The 16039-nt window shown below is 68.4% G+C and carries 27 protein-coding genes; 26 read left to right on the top strand and 1 reads right to left on the bottom strand.

What is annotated here, in order from left to right; genetic code table 11:
- The 25 genes from rplP (at position 1) to truA (ending at position 14192) form a co-directional block, all read left to right on the top strand.
- Positions 1-426 carry a 50S ribosomal protein L16 gene (rplP, locus tag PSH03_RS11865; RefSeq protein WP_053653940.1) on the top strand — a complete coding sequence of 142 codons (426 nt, stop codon included), beginning with the start codon at positions 1-3 and terminating at the stop codon, positions 424-426.
- Positions 426-662, top strand: a complete 237-nt coding sequence (rpmC, locus tag PSH03_RS11870; protein ID WP_007465283.1) for a 50S ribosomal protein L29 — start codon at positions 426-428, stop codon at positions 660-662. Before rplP ends, rpmC begins: the two co-directional genes overlap by 1 nt.
- A complete protein-coding gene (gene rpsQ, locus PSH03_RS11875; RefSeq protein ID WP_030489590.1) occupies positions 659-937 on the top strand; it encodes a 30S ribosomal protein S17 in 279 nt (92 codons plus the stop codon). The genes rpmC and rpsQ overlap by 4 nt, the downstream gene beginning before the upstream one ends.
- Before the next feature lie 97 nt (positions 938-1034).
- Positions 1035-1403 (top strand): 50S ribosomal protein L14, encoded by a 369-nt coding sequence (gene rplN / locus PSH03_RS11880; RefSeq protein WP_007465279.1) that lies wholly within the window; start codon positions 1035-1037, stop codon positions 1401-1403.
- On the top strand, positions 1400-1720 hold the full coding sequence (gene rplX / locus PSH03_RS11885) for a 50S ribosomal protein L24 (RefSeq protein ID WP_172899047.1): 321 nt from the start codon (positions 1400-1402) through the stop codon (positions 1718-1720). Before rplN ends, rplX begins: the two co-directional genes overlap by 4 nt.
- Positions 1720-2286 (top strand): 50S ribosomal protein L5, encoded by a 567-nt coding sequence (gene rplE, locus PSH03_RS11890; protein ID WP_091402385.1) that lies wholly within the window; start codon positions 1720-1722, stop codon positions 2284-2286. Before rplX ends, rplE begins: the two co-directional genes overlap by 1 nt.
- A 1-nt stretch (position 2287) precedes the next feature.
- Positions 2288-2473 (top strand): type Z 30S ribosomal protein S14, encoded by a 186-nt coding sequence (locus PSH03_RS11895; RefSeq protein ID WP_007465272.1) that lies wholly within the window; start codon positions 2288-2290, stop codon positions 2471-2473.
- 116 nt (positions 2474-2589) lie between these two features.
- Positions 2590-2997, top strand: coding sequence for a 30S ribosomal protein S8 (rpsH, locus tag PSH03_RS11900; protein WP_007465270.1), 408 nt, complete (start codon positions 2590-2592; stop codon positions 2995-2997).
- Positions 2998-3013: 16 nt separating this feature from the next.
- Complete coding sequence (gene rplF / locus PSH03_RS11905; protein ID WP_124860508.1) at positions 3014-3556, top strand: 50S ribosomal protein L6; 543 nt, start codon at positions 3014-3016, stop codon at positions 3554-3556.
- A complete protein-coding gene (rplR, locus tag PSH03_RS11910) occupies positions 3553-3942 on the top strand; it encodes a 50S ribosomal protein L18 (protein ID WP_091402381.1) in 390 nt (129 codons plus the stop codon). The genes rplF and rplR overlap by 4 nt, the downstream gene beginning before the upstream one ends.
- Before the next feature lie 33 nt (positions 3943-3975).
- Positions 3976-4590 (top strand): 30S ribosomal protein S5, encoded by a 615-nt coding sequence (gene rpsE, locus PSH03_RS11915; RefSeq protein ID WP_074314587.1) that lies wholly within the window; start codon positions 3976-3978, stop codon positions 4588-4590.
- Entirely contained in the window at positions 4590-4772 is a 183-nt protein-coding gene (rpmD, locus tag PSH03_RS11920; protein ID WP_007465262.1) for a 50S ribosomal protein L30, read from the top strand. The genes rpsE and rpmD overlap by 1 nt, the downstream gene beginning before the upstream one ends.
- Positions 4772-5215: a 50S ribosomal protein L15 gene (rplO, locus tag PSH03_RS11925; RefSeq protein WP_030329906.1), complete on the top strand. Its 444-nt coding sequence runs from the start codon at positions 4772-4774 to the stop codon at positions 5213-5215. The genes rpmD and rplO overlap by 1 nt, the downstream gene beginning before the upstream one ends.
- 232 nt (positions 5216-5447) lie before the next feature.
- Complete coding sequence (gene secY / locus PSH03_RS11930; RefSeq protein ID WP_210784127.1) at positions 5448-6776, top strand: preprotein translocase subunit SecY; 1329 nt, start codon at positions 5448-5450, stop codon at positions 6774-6776.
- Positions 6777-7430 carry an adenylate kinase gene (locus PSH03_RS11935; RefSeq protein WP_088950228.1) on the top strand — a complete coding sequence of 218 codons (654 nt, stop codon included), beginning with the start codon at positions 6777-6779 and terminating at the stop codon, positions 7428-7430. It abuts the gene before it with no gap.
- Between the two features lie 87 nt (positions 7431-7517).
- On the top strand, positions 7518-8369 hold the full coding sequence (gene map / locus PSH03_RS11940) for a type I methionyl aminopeptidase (protein ID WP_238689127.1): 852 nt from the start codon (positions 7518-7520) through the stop codon (positions 8367-8369).
- A gap of 67 nt (positions 8370-8436) precedes the next feature.
- Positions 8437-9036 carry a DUF1707 SHOCT-like domain-containing protein gene (locus PSH03_RS11945; protein ID WP_372494742.1) on the top strand — a complete coding sequence of 200 codons (600 nt, stop codon included), beginning with the start codon at positions 8437-8439 and terminating at the stop codon, positions 9034-9036.
- A gap of 336 nt (positions 9037-9372) precedes the next feature.
- Positions 9373-9594 (top strand): translation initiation factor IF-1, encoded by a 222-nt coding sequence (infA, locus tag PSH03_RS11950; protein ID WP_007073013.1) that lies wholly within the window; start codon positions 9373-9375, stop codon positions 9592-9594.
- 91 nt (positions 9595-9685) lie between these two features.
- Positions 9686-9799, top strand: a complete 114-nt coding sequence (rpmJ, locus tag PSH03_RS11955; protein ID WP_088952025.1) for a 50S ribosomal protein L36 — start codon at positions 9686-9688, stop codon at positions 9797-9799.
- Positions 9800-10065: 266 nt separating this feature from the next.
- Positions 10066-10446 carry a 30S ribosomal protein S13 gene (gene rpsM / locus PSH03_RS11960; protein WP_030329917.1) on the top strand — a complete coding sequence of 127 codons (381 nt, stop codon included), beginning with the start codon at positions 10066-10068 and terminating at the stop codon, positions 10444-10446.
- An 87-nt stretch (positions 10447-10533) separates the two neighbouring features.
- Positions 10534-10941 carry a 30S ribosomal protein S11 gene (rpsK, locus tag PSH03_RS11965; RefSeq protein WP_030329919.1) on the top strand — a complete coding sequence of 136 codons (408 nt, stop codon included), beginning with the start codon at positions 10534-10536 and terminating at the stop codon, positions 10939-10941.
- A gap of 13 nt (positions 10942-10954) precedes the next feature.
- Positions 10955-11581, top strand: coding sequence for a 30S ribosomal protein S4 (gene rpsD / locus PSH03_RS11970; RefSeq protein ID WP_030489600.1), 627 nt, complete (start codon positions 10955-10957; stop codon positions 11579-11581).
- A gap of 98 nt (positions 11582-11679) precedes the next feature.
- Entirely contained in the window at positions 11680-12702 is a 1023-nt protein-coding gene (locus PSH03_RS11975; RefSeq protein WP_007465227.1) for a DNA-directed RNA polymerase subunit alpha, read from the top strand.
- Positions 12703-12736: 34 nt separating this feature from the next.
- The gene (gene rplQ / locus PSH03_RS11980; protein WP_091402374.1) at positions 12737-13294 is read left to right on the top strand and encodes a 50S ribosomal protein L17; all 558 of its coding nucleotides are present in this window, start codon (positions 12737-12739) and stop codon (positions 13292-13294) included.
- A gap of 67 nt (positions 13295-13361) precedes the next feature.
- Positions 13362-14192, top strand: coding sequence for a tRNA pseudouridine(38-40) synthase TruA (truA, locus tag PSH03_RS11985; protein ID WP_238689129.1), 831 nt, complete (start codon positions 13362-13364; stop codon positions 14190-14192).
- 12 nt (positions 14193-14204) lie between these two features.
- Here truA and PSH03_RS11990 read toward each other — a convergent pair whose 3' ends face one another.
- Complete coding sequence (locus PSH03_RS11990) at positions 14205-15314, bottom strand: hypothetical protein (RefSeq protein ID WP_238689130.1); 1110 nt, start codon at positions 15312-15314, stop codon at positions 14205-14207.
- A gap of 102 nt (positions 15315-15416) precedes the next feature.
- Between PSH03_RS11990 and PSH03_RS11995 the strand changes: the two genes are divergently transcribed.
- Positions 15417-16022, top strand: a complete 606-nt coding sequence (locus tag PSH03_RS11995; RefSeq protein ID WP_238689131.1) for a class I SAM-dependent methyltransferase — start codon at positions 15417-15419, stop codon at positions 16020-16022.
- Positions 16023-16039 lie beyond the last annotated feature (17 nt).

Consider the following 16039-nt stretch of genomic DNA (forward strand, 5'->3'; position numbering starts at 1 on the left):
ATGCTGATGCCGCGCAAGCCCCCGAAGGGCTTCCGCAAGCCGCACCACCCGGACCGCAGTGGCGCGTCCAAGGGTGGTAACCGGGTGGTGTTCGGCGAGTTCGGGATCCAGGCTCTCGAGCCGGCGTACGTGACGAACCGGCAGATCGAGTCGGCACGTATCGCGATGACTCGCCACATCAAGCGTGGTGGCAAGGTCTGGATCACGATCTTCCCGGACCAGGCCCTCACCAAGAAGCCTGCCGAGACCCGGATGGGTTCCGGTAAGGGTTCGCCGGAGTGGTGGGTTGCCAACGTCAAGCCGGGGCGGGTTCTCTTCGAGATGTCCTTCCCCAACGAGCAGACCGCGCGAGAGGCCATGCGTCGCGCGATCCACAAGCTCCCGATGAAGTGCCGCATTGTTACGCGCGAAGTGGGTGAATCCTGATGGCAGCGGGCGTTAAGGCGACCGAGCTGCGTGAGCTCTCCGAAGAGGAGCTGGTCACGAAGCTGCGGGAGGCCAAGGCGGAGCTGTTCAACCTCCGCGTGCAGGCCGCAACCGGGCAGCTGGACAACAACCGGCGGTTGCAGGTCATCCGTCGGGAGATCGCCCGGATCTACACGATCATGCGTGAGCGCGAGCTGGGGCTCTCGGCCGCGCCGACTGAGGTGACTGCATCATGACCGAAGAGACCGCCACCGCCGCCGCGCGGTCGCGCCGCAAGGTCCGCGAGGGCCTGGTGATCAGCGACAAGATGGACAAGACCGTCGTTGTCGAGGTCGAGGACCGGGTTCGGCACGCGCTGTACGGCAAGATCATGCGCCGTACGGCCAAGCTGAAGGTGCACGACGAGCAGAACGCCGCTGGCACCGGTGACCGGGTTCTCATCATGGAGACCCGGCCGCTGAGCGCCACCAAGCGTTGGCGGATCGTGGAGATCCTGGAAAAGGCCAAGTAGCGAAGGCTCGAGCTCGCCCGGCGTTGCGTCGGGCGTAGGTTCCGCCAGGCTCCGGCCGCTACGGCGGCCGGAGAACCGGCAGACATAGGAGATAGACGTGATTCAGCAGGAGTCGCGACTGCGCGTCGCCGACAACACGGGTGCTCGGGAGATCCTGTGCATCCGGGTTCTCGGCGGCTCGGGTCGGCGCTACGCGAGTATCGGCGACGTCATCGTGGCCACGGTCAAGGACGCGATCCCGGGTGCCGGTGTGAAGAAGGGCGACGTCGTCAAGGCTGTCGTCGTTCGCACGGCCAAGGAGAGGCGGCGTCCGGACGGCTCGTACATCCGCTTCGACGAGAACGCCGCCGTCATCATCAAGGACGGCGGGGACCCGCGTGGAACCCGTATCTTCGGCCCGGTGGGCCGGGAGCTGCGGGACAAGCGGTTCATGAAGATTATTTCCCTCGCGCCGGAGGTGTTGTGACCGTGAAGGTCAAGAAGGGCGACACGGTCGTCGTCATCGCCGGCAAGGACAAGGGTGCCAAGGGCAAGGTCATTCAGGCCTACCCGCGGCAGGACAAGGTCCTGGTCGAGGGCGTGAACCGGGTCAAGAAGCACACCCGCATCAGCACCACCCAGCGTGGCGCCAAGACCGGCGGCATCGTCACTCAGGAGGCCCCGATCCACGTCTCGAACGTGCAGGTCCTGGACTCCGACGGCAAGCCGACCCGCGTCGGTTACCGGATCGACGACAACGGCCAGAAGGTCCGCATCGCGCGTAGCACCGGTAAGGACCTGTGATGACCACGGCTACCGAAAAGACCCTGCCGCGCCTCAAGGAGCGGTACCGCAACGAGATCGTGGCCCAGCTGCGTGAGCAGCGCAGCTACGGCAACCCCATGCAGGTGCCGCGGCTGGTCAAGATCGTCGTCAACATGGGTGTCGGCGAGGCTGCTCGCGACGCCAAGCTGATCGACGGCGCGGTCCGCGACCTCGCCACGATCACCGGCCAGAAGCCGCAGGTGCGGCGGGCGACCAAGTCCATCGCGCAGTTCAAGCTCCGCGAGGGCATGCCGATCGGCGCGAAGGTCACCCTTCGCGGCGACCGGATGTGGGAGTTCATGGACCGGCTGCTCTCCATCGCGCTGCCGCGTATCCGCGACTTCCGCGGTCTGGACGGGCGCAAGCTGGACGGGCACGGCAACTACACGTTCGGTCTGACCGAGCAGTCGGTGTTCCACGAGATCGACCAGGACCGGATCGATCGCCAGCGGGGCATGGACATCACGGTGGTCACGACCGCCACGACCGACGACGAGGGCCGGGCGCTGCTCAAGCTCCTGGGCTTCCCGTTCAAGGAGAACTGAGATGGCCAAGAAGGCGCTGATCATCAAGGCGGCCGCGAAGCCGAAGTTCTCGGTTCGCGCGTACACCCGCTGCCAGCGGTGCGGGCGTCCGAAGGCGGTCTACCGCAAGTTCGGGCTCTGCCGGGTCTGCATCCGGGAGATGGCTCACCGCGGTGAGCTGCCGGGCGTGTCCAAGGCTTCCTGGTAAGGGCGACCGCGTCCCGGCCGTCGGCCGGGAACTCCTGCACCGATTAGGTATTGCTCTTCGCCGTAGGCCCGGGGCTGATGCCCCGGGAACCCCGGCGAGAAAGGCTGACGAAATCCATGACGATGACCGACCCGATCGCAGACATGCTCACGCGTCTGCGTAACGCCAACCAGGCGTACCACGATCAGGTGAAGATGCCCTACTCCAAGATCAAGGCGAACATCGCCGAGGTCCTGAAGGCCGAGGGTTACATCGCCACCTGGTCGGTCGAGGAGCCCGAGGAGGGCGCCGTCGGCAAGCGACTGGTCGTCGAGCTGAAGTACGGCCAGAACCGCGAGCGGAGCCTGGCCGGCATCAAGCGCGTGTCCAAGCCCGGTCTCCGGGTGTACGCCAAGTCGGACGGGCTCCCGCGGGTGCTCGGTGGGCTGGGCGTGGCGATCATTTCGACGTCCCAGGGGCTGCTGACCGACCGGCAGGCCCGCAAGCGGAGTGTTGGCGGGGAAGTCCTCGCCTTCGTCTGGTAACGGGAGACAGGTAGAAATGTCGCGAATTGGACGTAAGTCGATCCCGGTGCCAGCCGGCGTCGACATCACGATCGACGGGCAGACCGTCAAGGTCAAGGGCCCCAAGGGCCAGCTCCAGCACACCCTCGCCGAGCCGATCACGATCGAGCGGGCCGAGGATGGGCAGCTGAGCGTCAACCGGCCGAACGACGAGCGCAAGGCCAAGGAACTCCACGGCCTGAGCCGTACGCTGGTTGCGAACATGATCGTCGGGGTCACCGAGGGCTACCGCAAGAGCCTGGAGATCGCCGGCACCGGTTACCGGGTCACCGCCAAGGGTTCGGACCTCGAGTTCGCGCTCGGGTTCTCGCACCCGGTGGTCGTCCCCGCCCCGGCGGGCATCACCTTCACGGTGGAGCGGCCGACCCTGTTCCACGTGGCTGGCATCGACAAGCAGCAGGTCGGTGAGGTCGCCGCCAACATCCGGAAGATCCGCCCGCCGGAGCCCTACAAGGGCAAGGGCGTCAAGTACCAGGGCGAGGTCATCCGCCGCAAGGCTGGAAAGGCAGGTAAGAAGTGAGCGCCACGCTGCTCAAGCGCCGCCGCGGTGTCGCCGCCAAGCGCGCCGTTGGGCGTGCGCGTCGACACTTCCGCGTCCGCAAGAACGTCAGCGGTACGGCCGAGCGTCCGCGCCTGGTCGTCACCCGCTCGCTGCGGCACATGGTCGCCCAGGTCGTCGACGACACCAAGGGTCACACCCTGGCGTCGGCGTCGACCCTGGACGCCTCGCTGCGCGGTGCGGAGGGCGACAAGAGCGCCCTGGCTGGCAAGGTGGGCGCGCTGCTCGCCGAGCGGGCCAAGGCCGCCGGCGTCTCCAAGGTCGTCTTCGACCGCGGCGGCAACCGGTACGCGGGGCGAGTCGCCGCGCTTGCCGACGCCGCCCGCGAAGCCGGGCTCGAGTTCTAACAACCCCGTCACGAGAGAGAAGGAAGGCTGCTGATGCCAGGTCAACAGCGCCGTGGCGGCGGGTCCGGTGGCAACGAGGGTGGTCGCCGCGACAACCGCCGTGAGGGCGGCCGCGGAAACGCGCCCGTCGAGAAGACCCCGCACCTCGAGCGGGTCGTCGCGATCAACCGCGTCGCCAAGGTTGTGAAGGGTGGTCGTCGCTTCAGCTTCACCGCCCTGGTGATCGTGGGCGACGGCGACGGCACGGTCGGTGTGGGCTACGGAAAGGCCAAGGAGGTGCCCGCGGCCATCGCCAAGGGTGTCGAGGAGGCCAAGAAGCACTTCTTCAAGGTCCCGCGGATCGGCCAGTCGATCCCGCACCCGGTGACGGGTGAGGACGCCGCTGGTGTGGTGCTGCTCAAGCCGGCCTCGGCCGGTACGGGTGTCATCGCCGGTGGGCCGGTGCGTGCCGTGCTGGAGTGTGCCGGGATCCACGACGTGCTCTCCAAGAGCCTCGGTTCGTCGAACCCGATCAACATCGTGCACGCCACCGTGGCGGCCCTGAAGGGGCTTGAGTCCCCCGAGCAGGTCGCGGCGCGTCGTGGTCTGCCGGTGGAGGACGTCGCGCCGGCGGCCATGCTGGCGTCGCGTGCGGGGGTGGCGCACTGATGGCACGCCTGAAGGTCACCCAGCTCCGGTCCGGTATCGGGACCAAGCACAACCAGCGTGAGTCGCTGCGTTCGCTCGGTCTCAAGCGGATCAACGACGTGGTGGTCAAGGAGGACCGGCCCGAGATCCGCGGCATGATCTTCACTGTGAGCCACCTCGTGAAGGTCGAGGAGGTCGAGTAATGACGATCAAGGTGCATCACCTGCGCCCGGCGCCCGGTTCCAAGACCGCGAAGACCCGCGTGGGTCGCGGTGAGGGTTCCAAGGGCAAGACCGCTGGTCGCGGTACCAAGGGTTCCAAGGCCCGCAAGAACATCTCGGCGGCGTTCGAGGGTGGGCAGATGCCCATCCACATGCGCCTGCCGAAGATGAAGGGCTTCAAGAACAAGTTCAAGGTGGTCTTCCAGGTTGTCAACCTGGACCGACTCGCTGAGCTGTTCCCGAATGGTGGTCAGGTCGGCCCGCTGGAGCTCGTCGAGTCCGGCGCGGTCCGCAAGGGTCACCCGGTCAAGGTCCTCGGCACCGGGGACCTCGGCGGTGTGGCGCTCCAGGTGTCCGCGCACGCGTTCAGTGCGTCGGCCAAGGAGAAGATCGCTGCCGCCGGTGGCTCCGTCACCGAGCTGTAAGGCGTACGACCATGGCGCCCGTCCAGTTGAGAGCAACTGGCGGGCGCCATGGTCTACCTGGGACCTGAGCGCCCGGTAACATCGGAATCGATTTATGTAGTCGGGCGCATCTGCCCGGACCGGGGTGAGGCTGTTAGAGTCCCATCCCAGCCATGGATTGCGGGCACTCGCCCGTGATCCACCCCGACCCGCCAGGGATCACCGGCGGCCCGCCTCGCGCAGGAGGAAGAAGTTGCTGTCCGCCTTTCTCAGTGCGTTCCGTACGCCTGACCTGCGCAAGAAGCTGCTGTTCACAGTAGGCATCATCGCGGTCTACCGGCTGGGTGCAACGCTCCCCAGCCCGGGCGTCTCGTACGGCAACGTGCAGAAGTGCCTCGACACCATCCAGGGTGACACCACCGGGGTGGTGAACCTTCTCAACCTCTTCTCCGGCGGAGCGCTGCTGCAGCTCTCGGTCTTCGCGCTGGGCATCATGCCCTACATCACCGCGTCGATCATCCTGCAGCTGCTGACCGTCGTGATCCCCCGCCTGGAGCAGCTCCGCAAGGAGGGCCAGGCCGGTCAGGCGAAGATCACCCAGTACACCCGCTACCTGACTCTCGGTCTCGGTGTGCTGCAGGCCTCGGCGTTCGTGGCGCTGGCCCGCTCGGGCCAGCTGTTCCAGAACCGCTGCGACCAGTTCCCGATCATCCCCACCGGCACCGGCATCCCGGACTGGCTGACCCTGACCATCCTGGTGATGACGATGACCGCCGGCACCGGCATGGTCATGTGGCTCGGTGAGCTGATCACCGACCGCGGCGTCGGCAACGGCATGTCCGTCCTGATCTTCACCTCGATCGCGGCGCGGCTGCCCAGCGAGGGCTGGCAGATCAAGACCAGCAAGGGCTGGGACATGTTCGCCCTGGTCATCGCGCTGGTCCTGGTGGTCATCACCGCTGTCACCTTCATCGAGCAGGCGCAGCGCCGGATCCCGGTGCAGTACGCCAAGCGGATGATCGGCCGGCGGATGTACGGCGGCACCTCGACCTACATCCCGCTCAAGGTCAACCAGGCGGGTGTGATCCCGGTCATCTTCGGCTCGTCGCTGCTCTACCTGCCGCAGTTGGCGCTGCAGTTCTTCGACCAGACCGACCCGGGCAAGACCCAGTCGTGGATCCAGAACAACCTGGTCAACCCGAGTAGCCCGATCTACATCTCGGTCTACTTCCTGATGATCATCTTCTTCACGTACTTCTACGTCTCGATCACGTTCAATCCGACCGAGGTCGCGGACAACATGAAGAAGTACGGCGGGTTCGTGCCGGGCATCCGCCCGGGCAAGCCGACCGCCGACTACCTGGACTTCATCCTCAGCCGGATCACCCTGCCGGGCGCGCTCTACCTCGGCGTCATCTCGATCCTGCCGAACTTCTTCTTCATCTGGCTGGACAACCAGCAGTACCAGAACTTCCCGTTCGGCGGCACCGCTGTGCTCATTATGGTCGGCGTCGGTCTGGAGACCGTGAAGCAGATCGAGAGCCAACTCATGCAGCGGAACTACGAAGGGTTCCTGCGGTAGATGAGACTCGTTCTGGTTGGCCCGCCGGGCGCGGGCAAGGGCACGCAGGCCGAGTTCATCGCCGCGCACCTCTCGGTGCCGAAGATTTCGACCGGAGACATCTTCCGGTCGAACGTCACCCAGGGCACGCCGCTCGGTGTCGAGGCGAAGCGGTACATGGATGCGGGCGAGCTGGTTCCGGACGAGGTCACCATCAACATGGTCCGGGACCGGCTGGCCGAGCCCGACGCCAGCGAGGGTTTCCTGCTCGACGGCTTCCCGCGGACGACTCCGCAGGCGGCCGCTCTGGACAAGCTCCTGGCCGATCTGGGCACCGCCCTGGATCTGGTCCTGGAGCTGGTCGTCGACGACGACGAGGTGATCCGGCGGCTCTCCGGCAGGCGTACGTGCCGGGGCTGCGGCAAGATCTGGCACGTCGAGTTCGACGCCACCACCCGGCCCGGCATCTGTGACCGGTGCGGCGCCGAGCTGTTCCAGCGCGACGACGACAAGCCGGAGACGATCGCCACGCGGCTCCGCGAATACAGCGAGAAGACCGCACCCCTGGTCGACTACTACGGCGCTCAGGGCAAGCTGGTCGGGATCGACGCCACCGGGCCGGTGGAGGACGTCACCACCCGGGCCATCGACGCGTTGCGGTCGTACGGCGGCTGAGGTCCGGCCGGGCCACGGCGGATAGAGTGCGAACAGCGGGGTACGCGTTATGTGCCCCGCTGTTCGGCAACGAAAGGTAACCGCTCCATGCGTCGTCCCCAGCTGGACATCCAGCTGAAGACCCCTGACCAGATCGAGAAGATGCGGGCCGCCGGGCTGGTGGTGGCCGAGGCGCTGCGTCGGATGCGGGAGGCTGTCGCCCCCGGTGTGAGCACCGCCGATCTGGACGCCATCGCCGAGGCGACCATCCGCGAGGCGGGCGGCGTGCCGTCGTTCAAGGGCTACCACGGTTTCCCGGCGTCGATCTGCTCCTCGGTCAACGAGCAGATCGTGCACGCCATCCCGTCGCCCGAGCAGGTGCTCCGGGCCGGTGACCTGATCTCCATCGACTGCGGCGCGGTGCTGGACGGGTGGCACGGCGACTCAGCGATCACGGTCGGGGTCGGTGACGTCGACCCGGCGCTGCTGAAGATGGCCGAGGTCGCCGAGGACGCGATGTGGGCTGGCATCGCCGCCGCCGCGCGTGGCGCGGCCAGCGGCAAGGGCCGCCTCACCGACATCTCGCACGCGGTGGAGACCGCTGTCCGCAAGGGCGGCCGGTACGGCATCGTCGACGGCTACGGCGGCCACGGCATCGGCACCGAGATGCACCAGGACCCCCACGTGCTCAACCACGGTCGGCCGGGCAAGGGTCCGCGACTGGTCCCCGGGATGGCCCTGGCCATCGAGCCGATGATCACCATGGCGTCCCCGCGTACCGCCGAGTTGGCCGACGGGTGGACGGTCGTCACCCGGGACGGCTCGGTGGCCGCGCACGTCGAGCACTCGATGGCGCTGCTGCCGGACGGCGTCTGGGTGCTCACCGCGTTCGACGGTGGCCGGGCCCGCCTGGGCGACCTGGTAACGGCACGCCAACCCGCAGCCACCAAAACCCCCTGACCCCGCTGATCATGAAGTTGTTGCCCTGACACGCCGGTGAGGCGGGCAACAACTTCATGATCGACCGATGCTCGGGGTCGGGCGGGAGTGGCGCGACGGTGGCATGCTTGCCGGCATGGACGGGCGCGACGGGATGCGAGCCGCGGACTCGGACCGTACGGCGGTGGCCGACCGGTTGCGGGTCGCCCTCGACGAGGGCCGACTGGATCTGCACGAGTACGACGAGCGGTTGCAGCGCGCCTACGCGGCACGCACGTACGCCGACCTTGAGGCCCTGCTCACCGACCTGCCGCCGGTGACGCCGGCGCAGCGGTCGGGCCTGGCGCCGGTTGCCGGGCCGACGGCGAGCCTGTTGGGCGACCAGCTCGATCCGGCCGCCAGCAGGGGCGTCACCGCACGCTGGTTGGCTGAGGTGTGGTTCCCGTACCTGTGGGTGATCGCCCTCGTGGTGACCATCTGGGCGGTGACGTCGGTGCTCAGCCAGGACCTGCTCTACTTCTGGCCGGCCTGGGTGGCGGGGCCGTGGGGTGCGGTGCTGGTGGTCCGCACTGCCAGCGGGCTGGCCACCAAGGAGCCCCAGCGCCAAGCCGTCAAGCGCCAACGCCGCCGAGACCGCAAGCAGGCAGAGCGCGCCCTCAAACCGGACGAGAACCCGCCAACCTCCTGAACCCCACCACCTTCCCGGGCCTACCCCCCACCCCGCCCGTTGATCATGAAGTTTTCGCCACCGTCGCCGGCGTGTTCTGGCAACAACTTCATGATCAACGGCGCTGGAGGTGAGGCCGGTGGGGGCGACGCGCGGGTTGGTGGGTGGTCGGTTTGGCGGGGGAGTGCAGGCCGGCGTACACTTTCAGATCGGCGCACAGCGTCCACTCCGGCATGCCCACCCTGCGCTTCGGTGGGAGCTGGAGCCGCGGCTGGCGCGGGCTTCTGATTCTGATCAGATTTCCGTGTAAGACGTTGTGGGCCGCCCGGAGCAATCGACGTCAGGACAGCGGAGGACATGCCGAAAAAAGACGGAGCCATTGAGATCGAGGGTCGGGTCATCGAGCCCCTGCCGAACGCCATGTTCCGGGTGGAGCTCGCGAACGGCCATAAGGTGTTGGCTCACATCAGCGGCAAGATGCGGCAGCACTACATCCGCATCCTTCCGGAGGACCGGGTCGTCGTCGAACTTTCGCCGTACGACCTGACCCGCGGGCGCATCGTCTACCGCTACAAGTAGTCCTGACGGCGGCCGGGAAGTCCCGTGTCCGTCTTCGACGTCCGATGTCGCGTAGAGCGCGTCCCCGGGCCAGATGGGAAGTAAGGCAACCGTGAAGGTCAAGCCGAGCGTCAAGAGGATCTGCCAGAAGTGCCGGGTTATCCGCCGGCACGGCCGGGTCATGGTCATCTGCAGCGACCCGCGCCACAAGCAGCGCCAGGGCTGACTCAGCCCGTCCGGCCGGAGCACGGCCGGGTGGCGTTGGTCCAGGCAGATCCCCAGCGACACACACATCACACATGCTCGTCCCAGCCGCGAGCGGTACGCCAGACGTACCTCTGCGTGGCTGACCCCCGGTCGGAGGCCGGGGCCCGCTCGGGCAGCGACCGATCCCGGTCGCCGGCGCTCACCGCGTCGGAAGGACGGGACGGCCGGTAGCGGGGTGGGACGGGTCCACACCTCCGCCACACATCACGAGGAGTACGCCCGCACATGGCACGTCTAGTCGGCGTGGATCTCCCCCGCGAAAAGCGGTTGGAGATCGCGCTCACCTACATCTTCGGGGTCGGTCGCACCCGCGCCCTGGAGACACTCGCCGCCACCGGCATCTCGCCGGACAAGCGCGCTCGGGACCTCACGGACGAGGAGCTCGTGCAGCTCCGCGACCACATCGAGGGCAACTACAAGGTTGAAGGCGACCTGCGCCGCGAGGTCGCCGCTGACATCCGCCGCAAGGTTGAGATCGGCTGCTACGCCGGCATCCGGCACCGCCGGGGCCTGCCCGTGCGTGGCCAGCGGACCAAGACCAACGCCCGGACCCGCAAGGGCCCGAAGCGGACCGTCGCCGGCAAGAAGAAGCCCGGCAAGAAGTAGTTCTTGACCGGATGACGGGGTCGGCCGCCGCCGAGGTGGGTCAGGCCGCAACCCAATCCGGAAAGTCAACTAGGAGCGCACAGACTTATGCCACCGAAGGCTCGTGCCGGAGCCGCTGTAAAGAAGGTCCGGCGCAAGGAACGCAAGAACGTCGCCCACGGGCAGGCGCACATCAAGAGCACGTTCAACAACACCATCGTGTCCATCACGGACCCGACCGGTGCGGTCATCTCCTGGGCCTCCGCTGGCCAGGTCGGCTTCAAGGGCTCCCGCAAGTCGACTCCGTTCGCTGCGCAGCTGGCCGCCGAGGCTGCCGCGCGTCGCGCCATGGAGCACGGCATGCGCAAGGTCGACGTGTTCGTCAAGGGCCCCGGCTCCGGCCGGGAAACCGCCATCCGTTCGCTGCAGGCCGTGGGCCTCGAGGTCGGGCAGATCGCCGACGTCACCCCGCAGCCGCACAACGGATGTCGTCCGCCGAAGCGTCGCCGGGTCTGAGAGGTAGAGAGAGATGGCTCGTTACACCGGTGCAGACTGCCGCCGTTGCCGGCGGGAGAAGATGAAGCTGTTCCTCAAGGGCAGCAAGTGCGATGGTCCGAAGTGCCCGTTCGAGTCCCGGCCGTTCCCGCCCGGGCAGCACGGCCGCGGCCGCACCAAGGAGACGGAGTACCTGCTCCAGCTCCGCGAGAAGCAGAAGGCCCGCCGGGTTTACGGCGTGCTGGAGAAGCAGTTCCGCGGTTACTACGAGGAAGCCGTTGGCAAGCAGGCCAAGACCGGTGAGGTCCTCCTGCAGATCCTCGAGTCGCGGCTGGACAACGTCGTTTACCGGGCCGGCTACGCCCACTCGCGGGACATGGCCCGCCAGCTGGTCAAGCACGGTCACTTCACGGTGAACGGCAAGAAGGTCGACATCCCGTCGTACCGCGTCAAGGAGCACGACATCATCGAGGTTCGGGGCAAGAGCAAGGAGCTCACCCCGTTCATCGTCGCGCAGGCTCAGGCCGGCTCGAAGACGGTTCCGGCGTGGCTTGAGGCCATCCCGAGCCAGATGAAGGTGCTCGTGCACTCCCTCCCGGCCCGGCAGGTCATCGACACGCAGGTCCAGGAGCAGTTGATCGTCGAGCTCTACTCCAAGTAGTCCGAGCTCGTTCGGTGGCCCGCCCTTCGGGGCGGGCCACCGCAACAGGTTGTGTCGTGGGCGTCAAATAGCGGGCGCCCCGGAAGAGAAGAGAAAAGATGCTCATCAGCCAGCGACCCTCCCTCTCCGAGGAGTCGATCAACGAGACCCGGTCCCGGTTCGCCATCGAGCCGCTGGAGCCGGGCTTCGGCTACACCCTGGGTAACTCGCTGCGGCGTACGCTGCTGTCGTCGATCCCGGGCGCGGCCGTCACCTCGATCAAGATCGACGGTGTGCTGCACGAGTTCACCACGATCCCCGGTGTCAAGGAGGACGTGGTCGAGCTCGTCATGAACATCAAGGAGCTGTGCGTCAGCTCCGAGCACGACGAGCCGGTCAGCATGTACCTGCGCAAGCAGGGCCCGGGCGACGTGACCGCGGGCGACATCCAGCCCCCGGCCGGCGTCTCGGTGCACAACCCGGATCTCAAGCTCGCCACCCTGAACGGCAAGGGCCGGCTCGACATGGAGCTGACCGTCGAGCGGGGCCGGGGCTACGTGACGGCGGCGCAGAACAAGCAGTCCGGCGCCGAGATCGGCCGGATCCCGGTCGACTCGATCTACTCGCCGGTGCTGAAGGTGACCTACCGCGTCGAGGCGACCCGTGTCGAGCAGCGCACCGACTTCGACCGGCTGATCATCGACGTCGAGACCAAGCCGTCGATGGGTCCGCGTACCGCGCTGGCCTCCGCCGGTTCGACGCTGGTGGAGCTGTTCGGGCTCGCCCGGGAGCTGGACGAGACCGCCGAGGGCATCGACATCGGGCCGTCCCCGCAGGACGCCCAGCTGGCGGCGGACCTCGCTCTGCCGATCGAGGAGCTGGACCTCACCGTCCGCTCCTACAACTGCCTCAAGCGCGAGGGCATCAACTCCGTTGGTGAGCTCATCGGGCGTACCGAGGCCGACCTCCTCGACATTCGCAACTTCGGTCAGAAGTCGATCGACGAGGTCAAGATGAAGCTCGCCGGGATGGGTCTCGGGCTGAAGGACTCGGCTCCGAACTTCGACCCGGCGCACGTCGTGGACACCTTCGGCGAGGCCGACTACGACACCGACGACTACCGCGAGACCGAGCAGCTCTAGTCCGCGCTGCCGCCACAACTGAGGAGCACCAAAAATGCCCACGCCCACCAAGGGCCCCCGCCTCGGCGGCAGCCCCTCGCACGAGCGGCTGATGCTGGCCAACCTGGCGACCGCGCTGTTCCAGCACGGGAAGATCCAGACCACCGAGACGAAGGCCCGGCGGCTGCGCCCGCTGGCCGAGCAGCTCATCACCAAGGCCAAGCGCGGTGACCTCGCCTCGCGGCGTCGGGTGCTGGGTGTCGTCAAGGACAAGGACGTGGTCTACGCCCTGTTCGACCAGATCGCACCCCGGTACTCCAACCGCCCCGGCGGTTACACCCGGATCGTGAAGACCGGTCCGCGCAAGGGTGACAACGCGCCGATGGCCATCATCGAGCTGGTGGAGGAGCTTCAGGTCGCCGAGCCGAAGGCGAACAAGAAGACCGCCGCCCGCAAGGCCGCGCAGCAGGACAAGGTCGAGGCGCTCGCCCCGGCCGACGAGGCCCCGAAGTCGGCTCCGGCCGACCAGGACTCCGAGGCGCCGGTGTCGGCGTCCGGTGACACCGACGCCGCCCGCGAGGACAGCGACGAGGCCACCGAGAACAAGGCCTGATCAAGGGCATTGTCGGGCCCGGCACCCCATCGGGGTGTCGGGCCCGACCCGTAACAGGAGGTACGAGGTGGACGAGCGGATCCGGCTGCGGCTGGACGTCTCGTACGACGGCACCGACTTCTCCGGCTGGGCAGCCCAGCCGACCAGGCGCACCGTCGCGGGGGTGCTCGTCGAGACCCTGGACCTGGTCCTCGGCGTCGGTACGGCCACCGGGCTGACGGTGGCCGGGCGGACCGACGCGGGAGTGCACGCCACGGGGCAGGTGTGCCATGTGGACCTGCCCGTGGACGTGTGGCGGCAGCACGAGGGACGGCTGCTGCGTCGCCTGGCCCGGCTGCTCCCCACCGACGTGCGGGTACGGGCGATGACCGAGGTGCCGGCCGACTTCGACGCCCGGTTCTCGGCCACCTTCCGGCGCTACGAGTACCGGGTCACCGATGCGCCCTTCGGTGCCGAGCCGTTGCGCCGCCACGAGGTGCTGGCCTGGCCGAAGCCGTTGGACCTGGCCGCATTGAACGCCGCCGCGTCCGGCCTGGTGGGGGAGCACGACTTCGCCGCGTACTGCCGACGCAAGGAGCACGCCACCACGCTGCGCGAGGTGACCCGACTGGACTGGCGTCGCGACCCGGACGGCATCCTGGTCGCCACAGTGCAGGCCGACGCGTTCTGCCAGGCGATGGTGCGCAGCCTGGTGGGAGCCATGCTGGTGGCCGGGGACGGCCGCCGCCCGGTCGAGTGGCCGGGAACCCTGCTCACCCGGCGGGAGCGGTCCAGCGAGGTGACAGTGGCCCCCGCGCGCGGGCTGACCCTGGTCGCCGTCGGCTACCCGGCAGATCCGGCCGAGTACGCCCACCGTGCCACCCTCACCCGCCGGTTGCGGGTGCCGATCGAGGGTTGACCGTCCGCACTGTCACTCGCCCGGCAGGTCGCCCTGGTTGGCGTTGCTGCCGGTGGGTGCCGCCGTCGGTTGCGCGGCGGTGCCACCGTCGGCCCGGCTCTGCAGCACGCCCCGGCTGAGGTGCAGCTCGATCATGTCGAACAGGATCTCGCGGACCTTGGCGTCACCCGCCTTGACCGCCGCCCCGTCCTTGCGGACCACCAGCGCGTACGCCAGGTAGTGGCCACGGACCTGCCAGCCGACGCGTGCCGGAGCGCTGGCCAGGACTTCGGTGCCGTCGCCGTCGTCGGCGGTGAGGCCCCGGAAACGGCCCTGCCGCTCGTCGAGCAGTTGCCGGAGTCGGTCTCGGACTCGTTCCGCGGTGACCTTGTCGGTGAGGTTGAACAGGCCGGCGGTGACCAGGTGGCTGTCGTCGGGCGTACTCAGCGTGGCCCGGACGACCTGGTTGCAGCCGAGCCGGACCAGCAGGTCGGCGACCTCGTCGGTGGCGGCTACGGCGCAACTGCCGCTGGACTGTGTCTTGAGCACCTGGTAGCTCGGCTGTCCGTCGGTGAGCTTCAGCTCCTTGCCGGGGAAGAGTTCCTTGGCGGTGAGCGGGGCCTGGTCGGTGTCCCGGGAGTCGAGGGCCAGCCGTTCCGCGGGTGCCGACGTCGGGGCGGCGTTCGGCTGGTACGTCGGGTTGCTCTGCGGCTGCTCGCCGCGGTCGATGAGCAGCGCGGCGGCGCCGAGGCCGCAGAGGGCGAGCAGCACCAGGACGGCTGCGCCGCCGATCAGTACCTGCCACAGGCGGCCGCCGCCGCGCCGGGCGGGCGGCTCCGCCGACGTCGCCGAGGTGTAGATCTGGCTGCGCGGCGGGGCGGGCGGGATGTCGGCACGCGTCGGCAGTGGCCGCGGCGCATCGGCGCGGGCGGCCGGACCGGGCTGCGGCACATCGGCACGGGCCGGCACCGGTTGCGACGAGGGCAGCGAGAGCTGGTTCGGCCGGGGCAGCGACGGCGTGGGGAAGCGCGACGGAGAGGGCCCGGCCGCCGGGGGCGGACCGGCGCCGAGCACCGACAGATCGGACCCGGGCTCCGGGTACTCCTCGAAAGCGTCCTCATCGGACTGGTACCGATACACCATGTGGCCCAGAGTAGGAGTCATTGTCCCTTTAGGGGGTAATATCGGGGAAATGTGCGGGTGGGCCGCGTCAGGTCCGCCCCGGACCGGTGCGAGAATTGCCGGGTGACCGGCGACCACTACTTCACCGCTCAGCCCACCAGCGACGCCCCGGCGCGCGAGGTCGAGTTCTCCGTCGCCGACCGCGACTACCGGCTCACCTCGGCCGGCGGGGTCTTCTCCGCCAGCCGGCTCGACCCGGGCACCGCGGTGCTGCTGCGCAAGGCCGAGCTGCCCGCCGCCGACACCACCGGCGACCTGCTCGACCTCGGCTGCGGGTTCGGACCGATCAGCTGCGTGCTGGCCGACCTCGCACCCACCAGCACCATCTGGGCCGTCGACGTCAACGCCCGGGCCCGCGAGCTGACCGCCGCCAACGCGGCTCGGGTCGGCGCCGCCGACCGGGTCCGGGTCAGCGCGCCGGACGACGTTCCGGACGGCGTCCGCTTCGCCCAGATCTGGTCGAACCCGCCCATCCGGATCGGCAAGGACGGGCTGCACGACCTGTTGCTGCGTTGGCTGCCCCGACTCGCCCCGGACGGCGTCGGCTGGTTGGTCGTCGCCCGGCACCTCGGCGGCGACTCGCTGCAACGCTGGCTCACCGAGCAGAGCTGGCAGGTCGAGCGGTACGCCAGCCAAAAGGGCTTCCGGGTGCTTCGCGTCACCCGGTAATTGGATATACCCCCCGA

The sequence above is a fragment of the Micromonospora salmantinae genome, from assembly GCF_022230905.1.
GTDB classification, from domain to species: domain Bacteria; phylum Actinomycetota; class Actinomycetes; order Mycobacteriales; family Micromonosporaceae; genus Micromonospora; species Micromonospora salmantinae.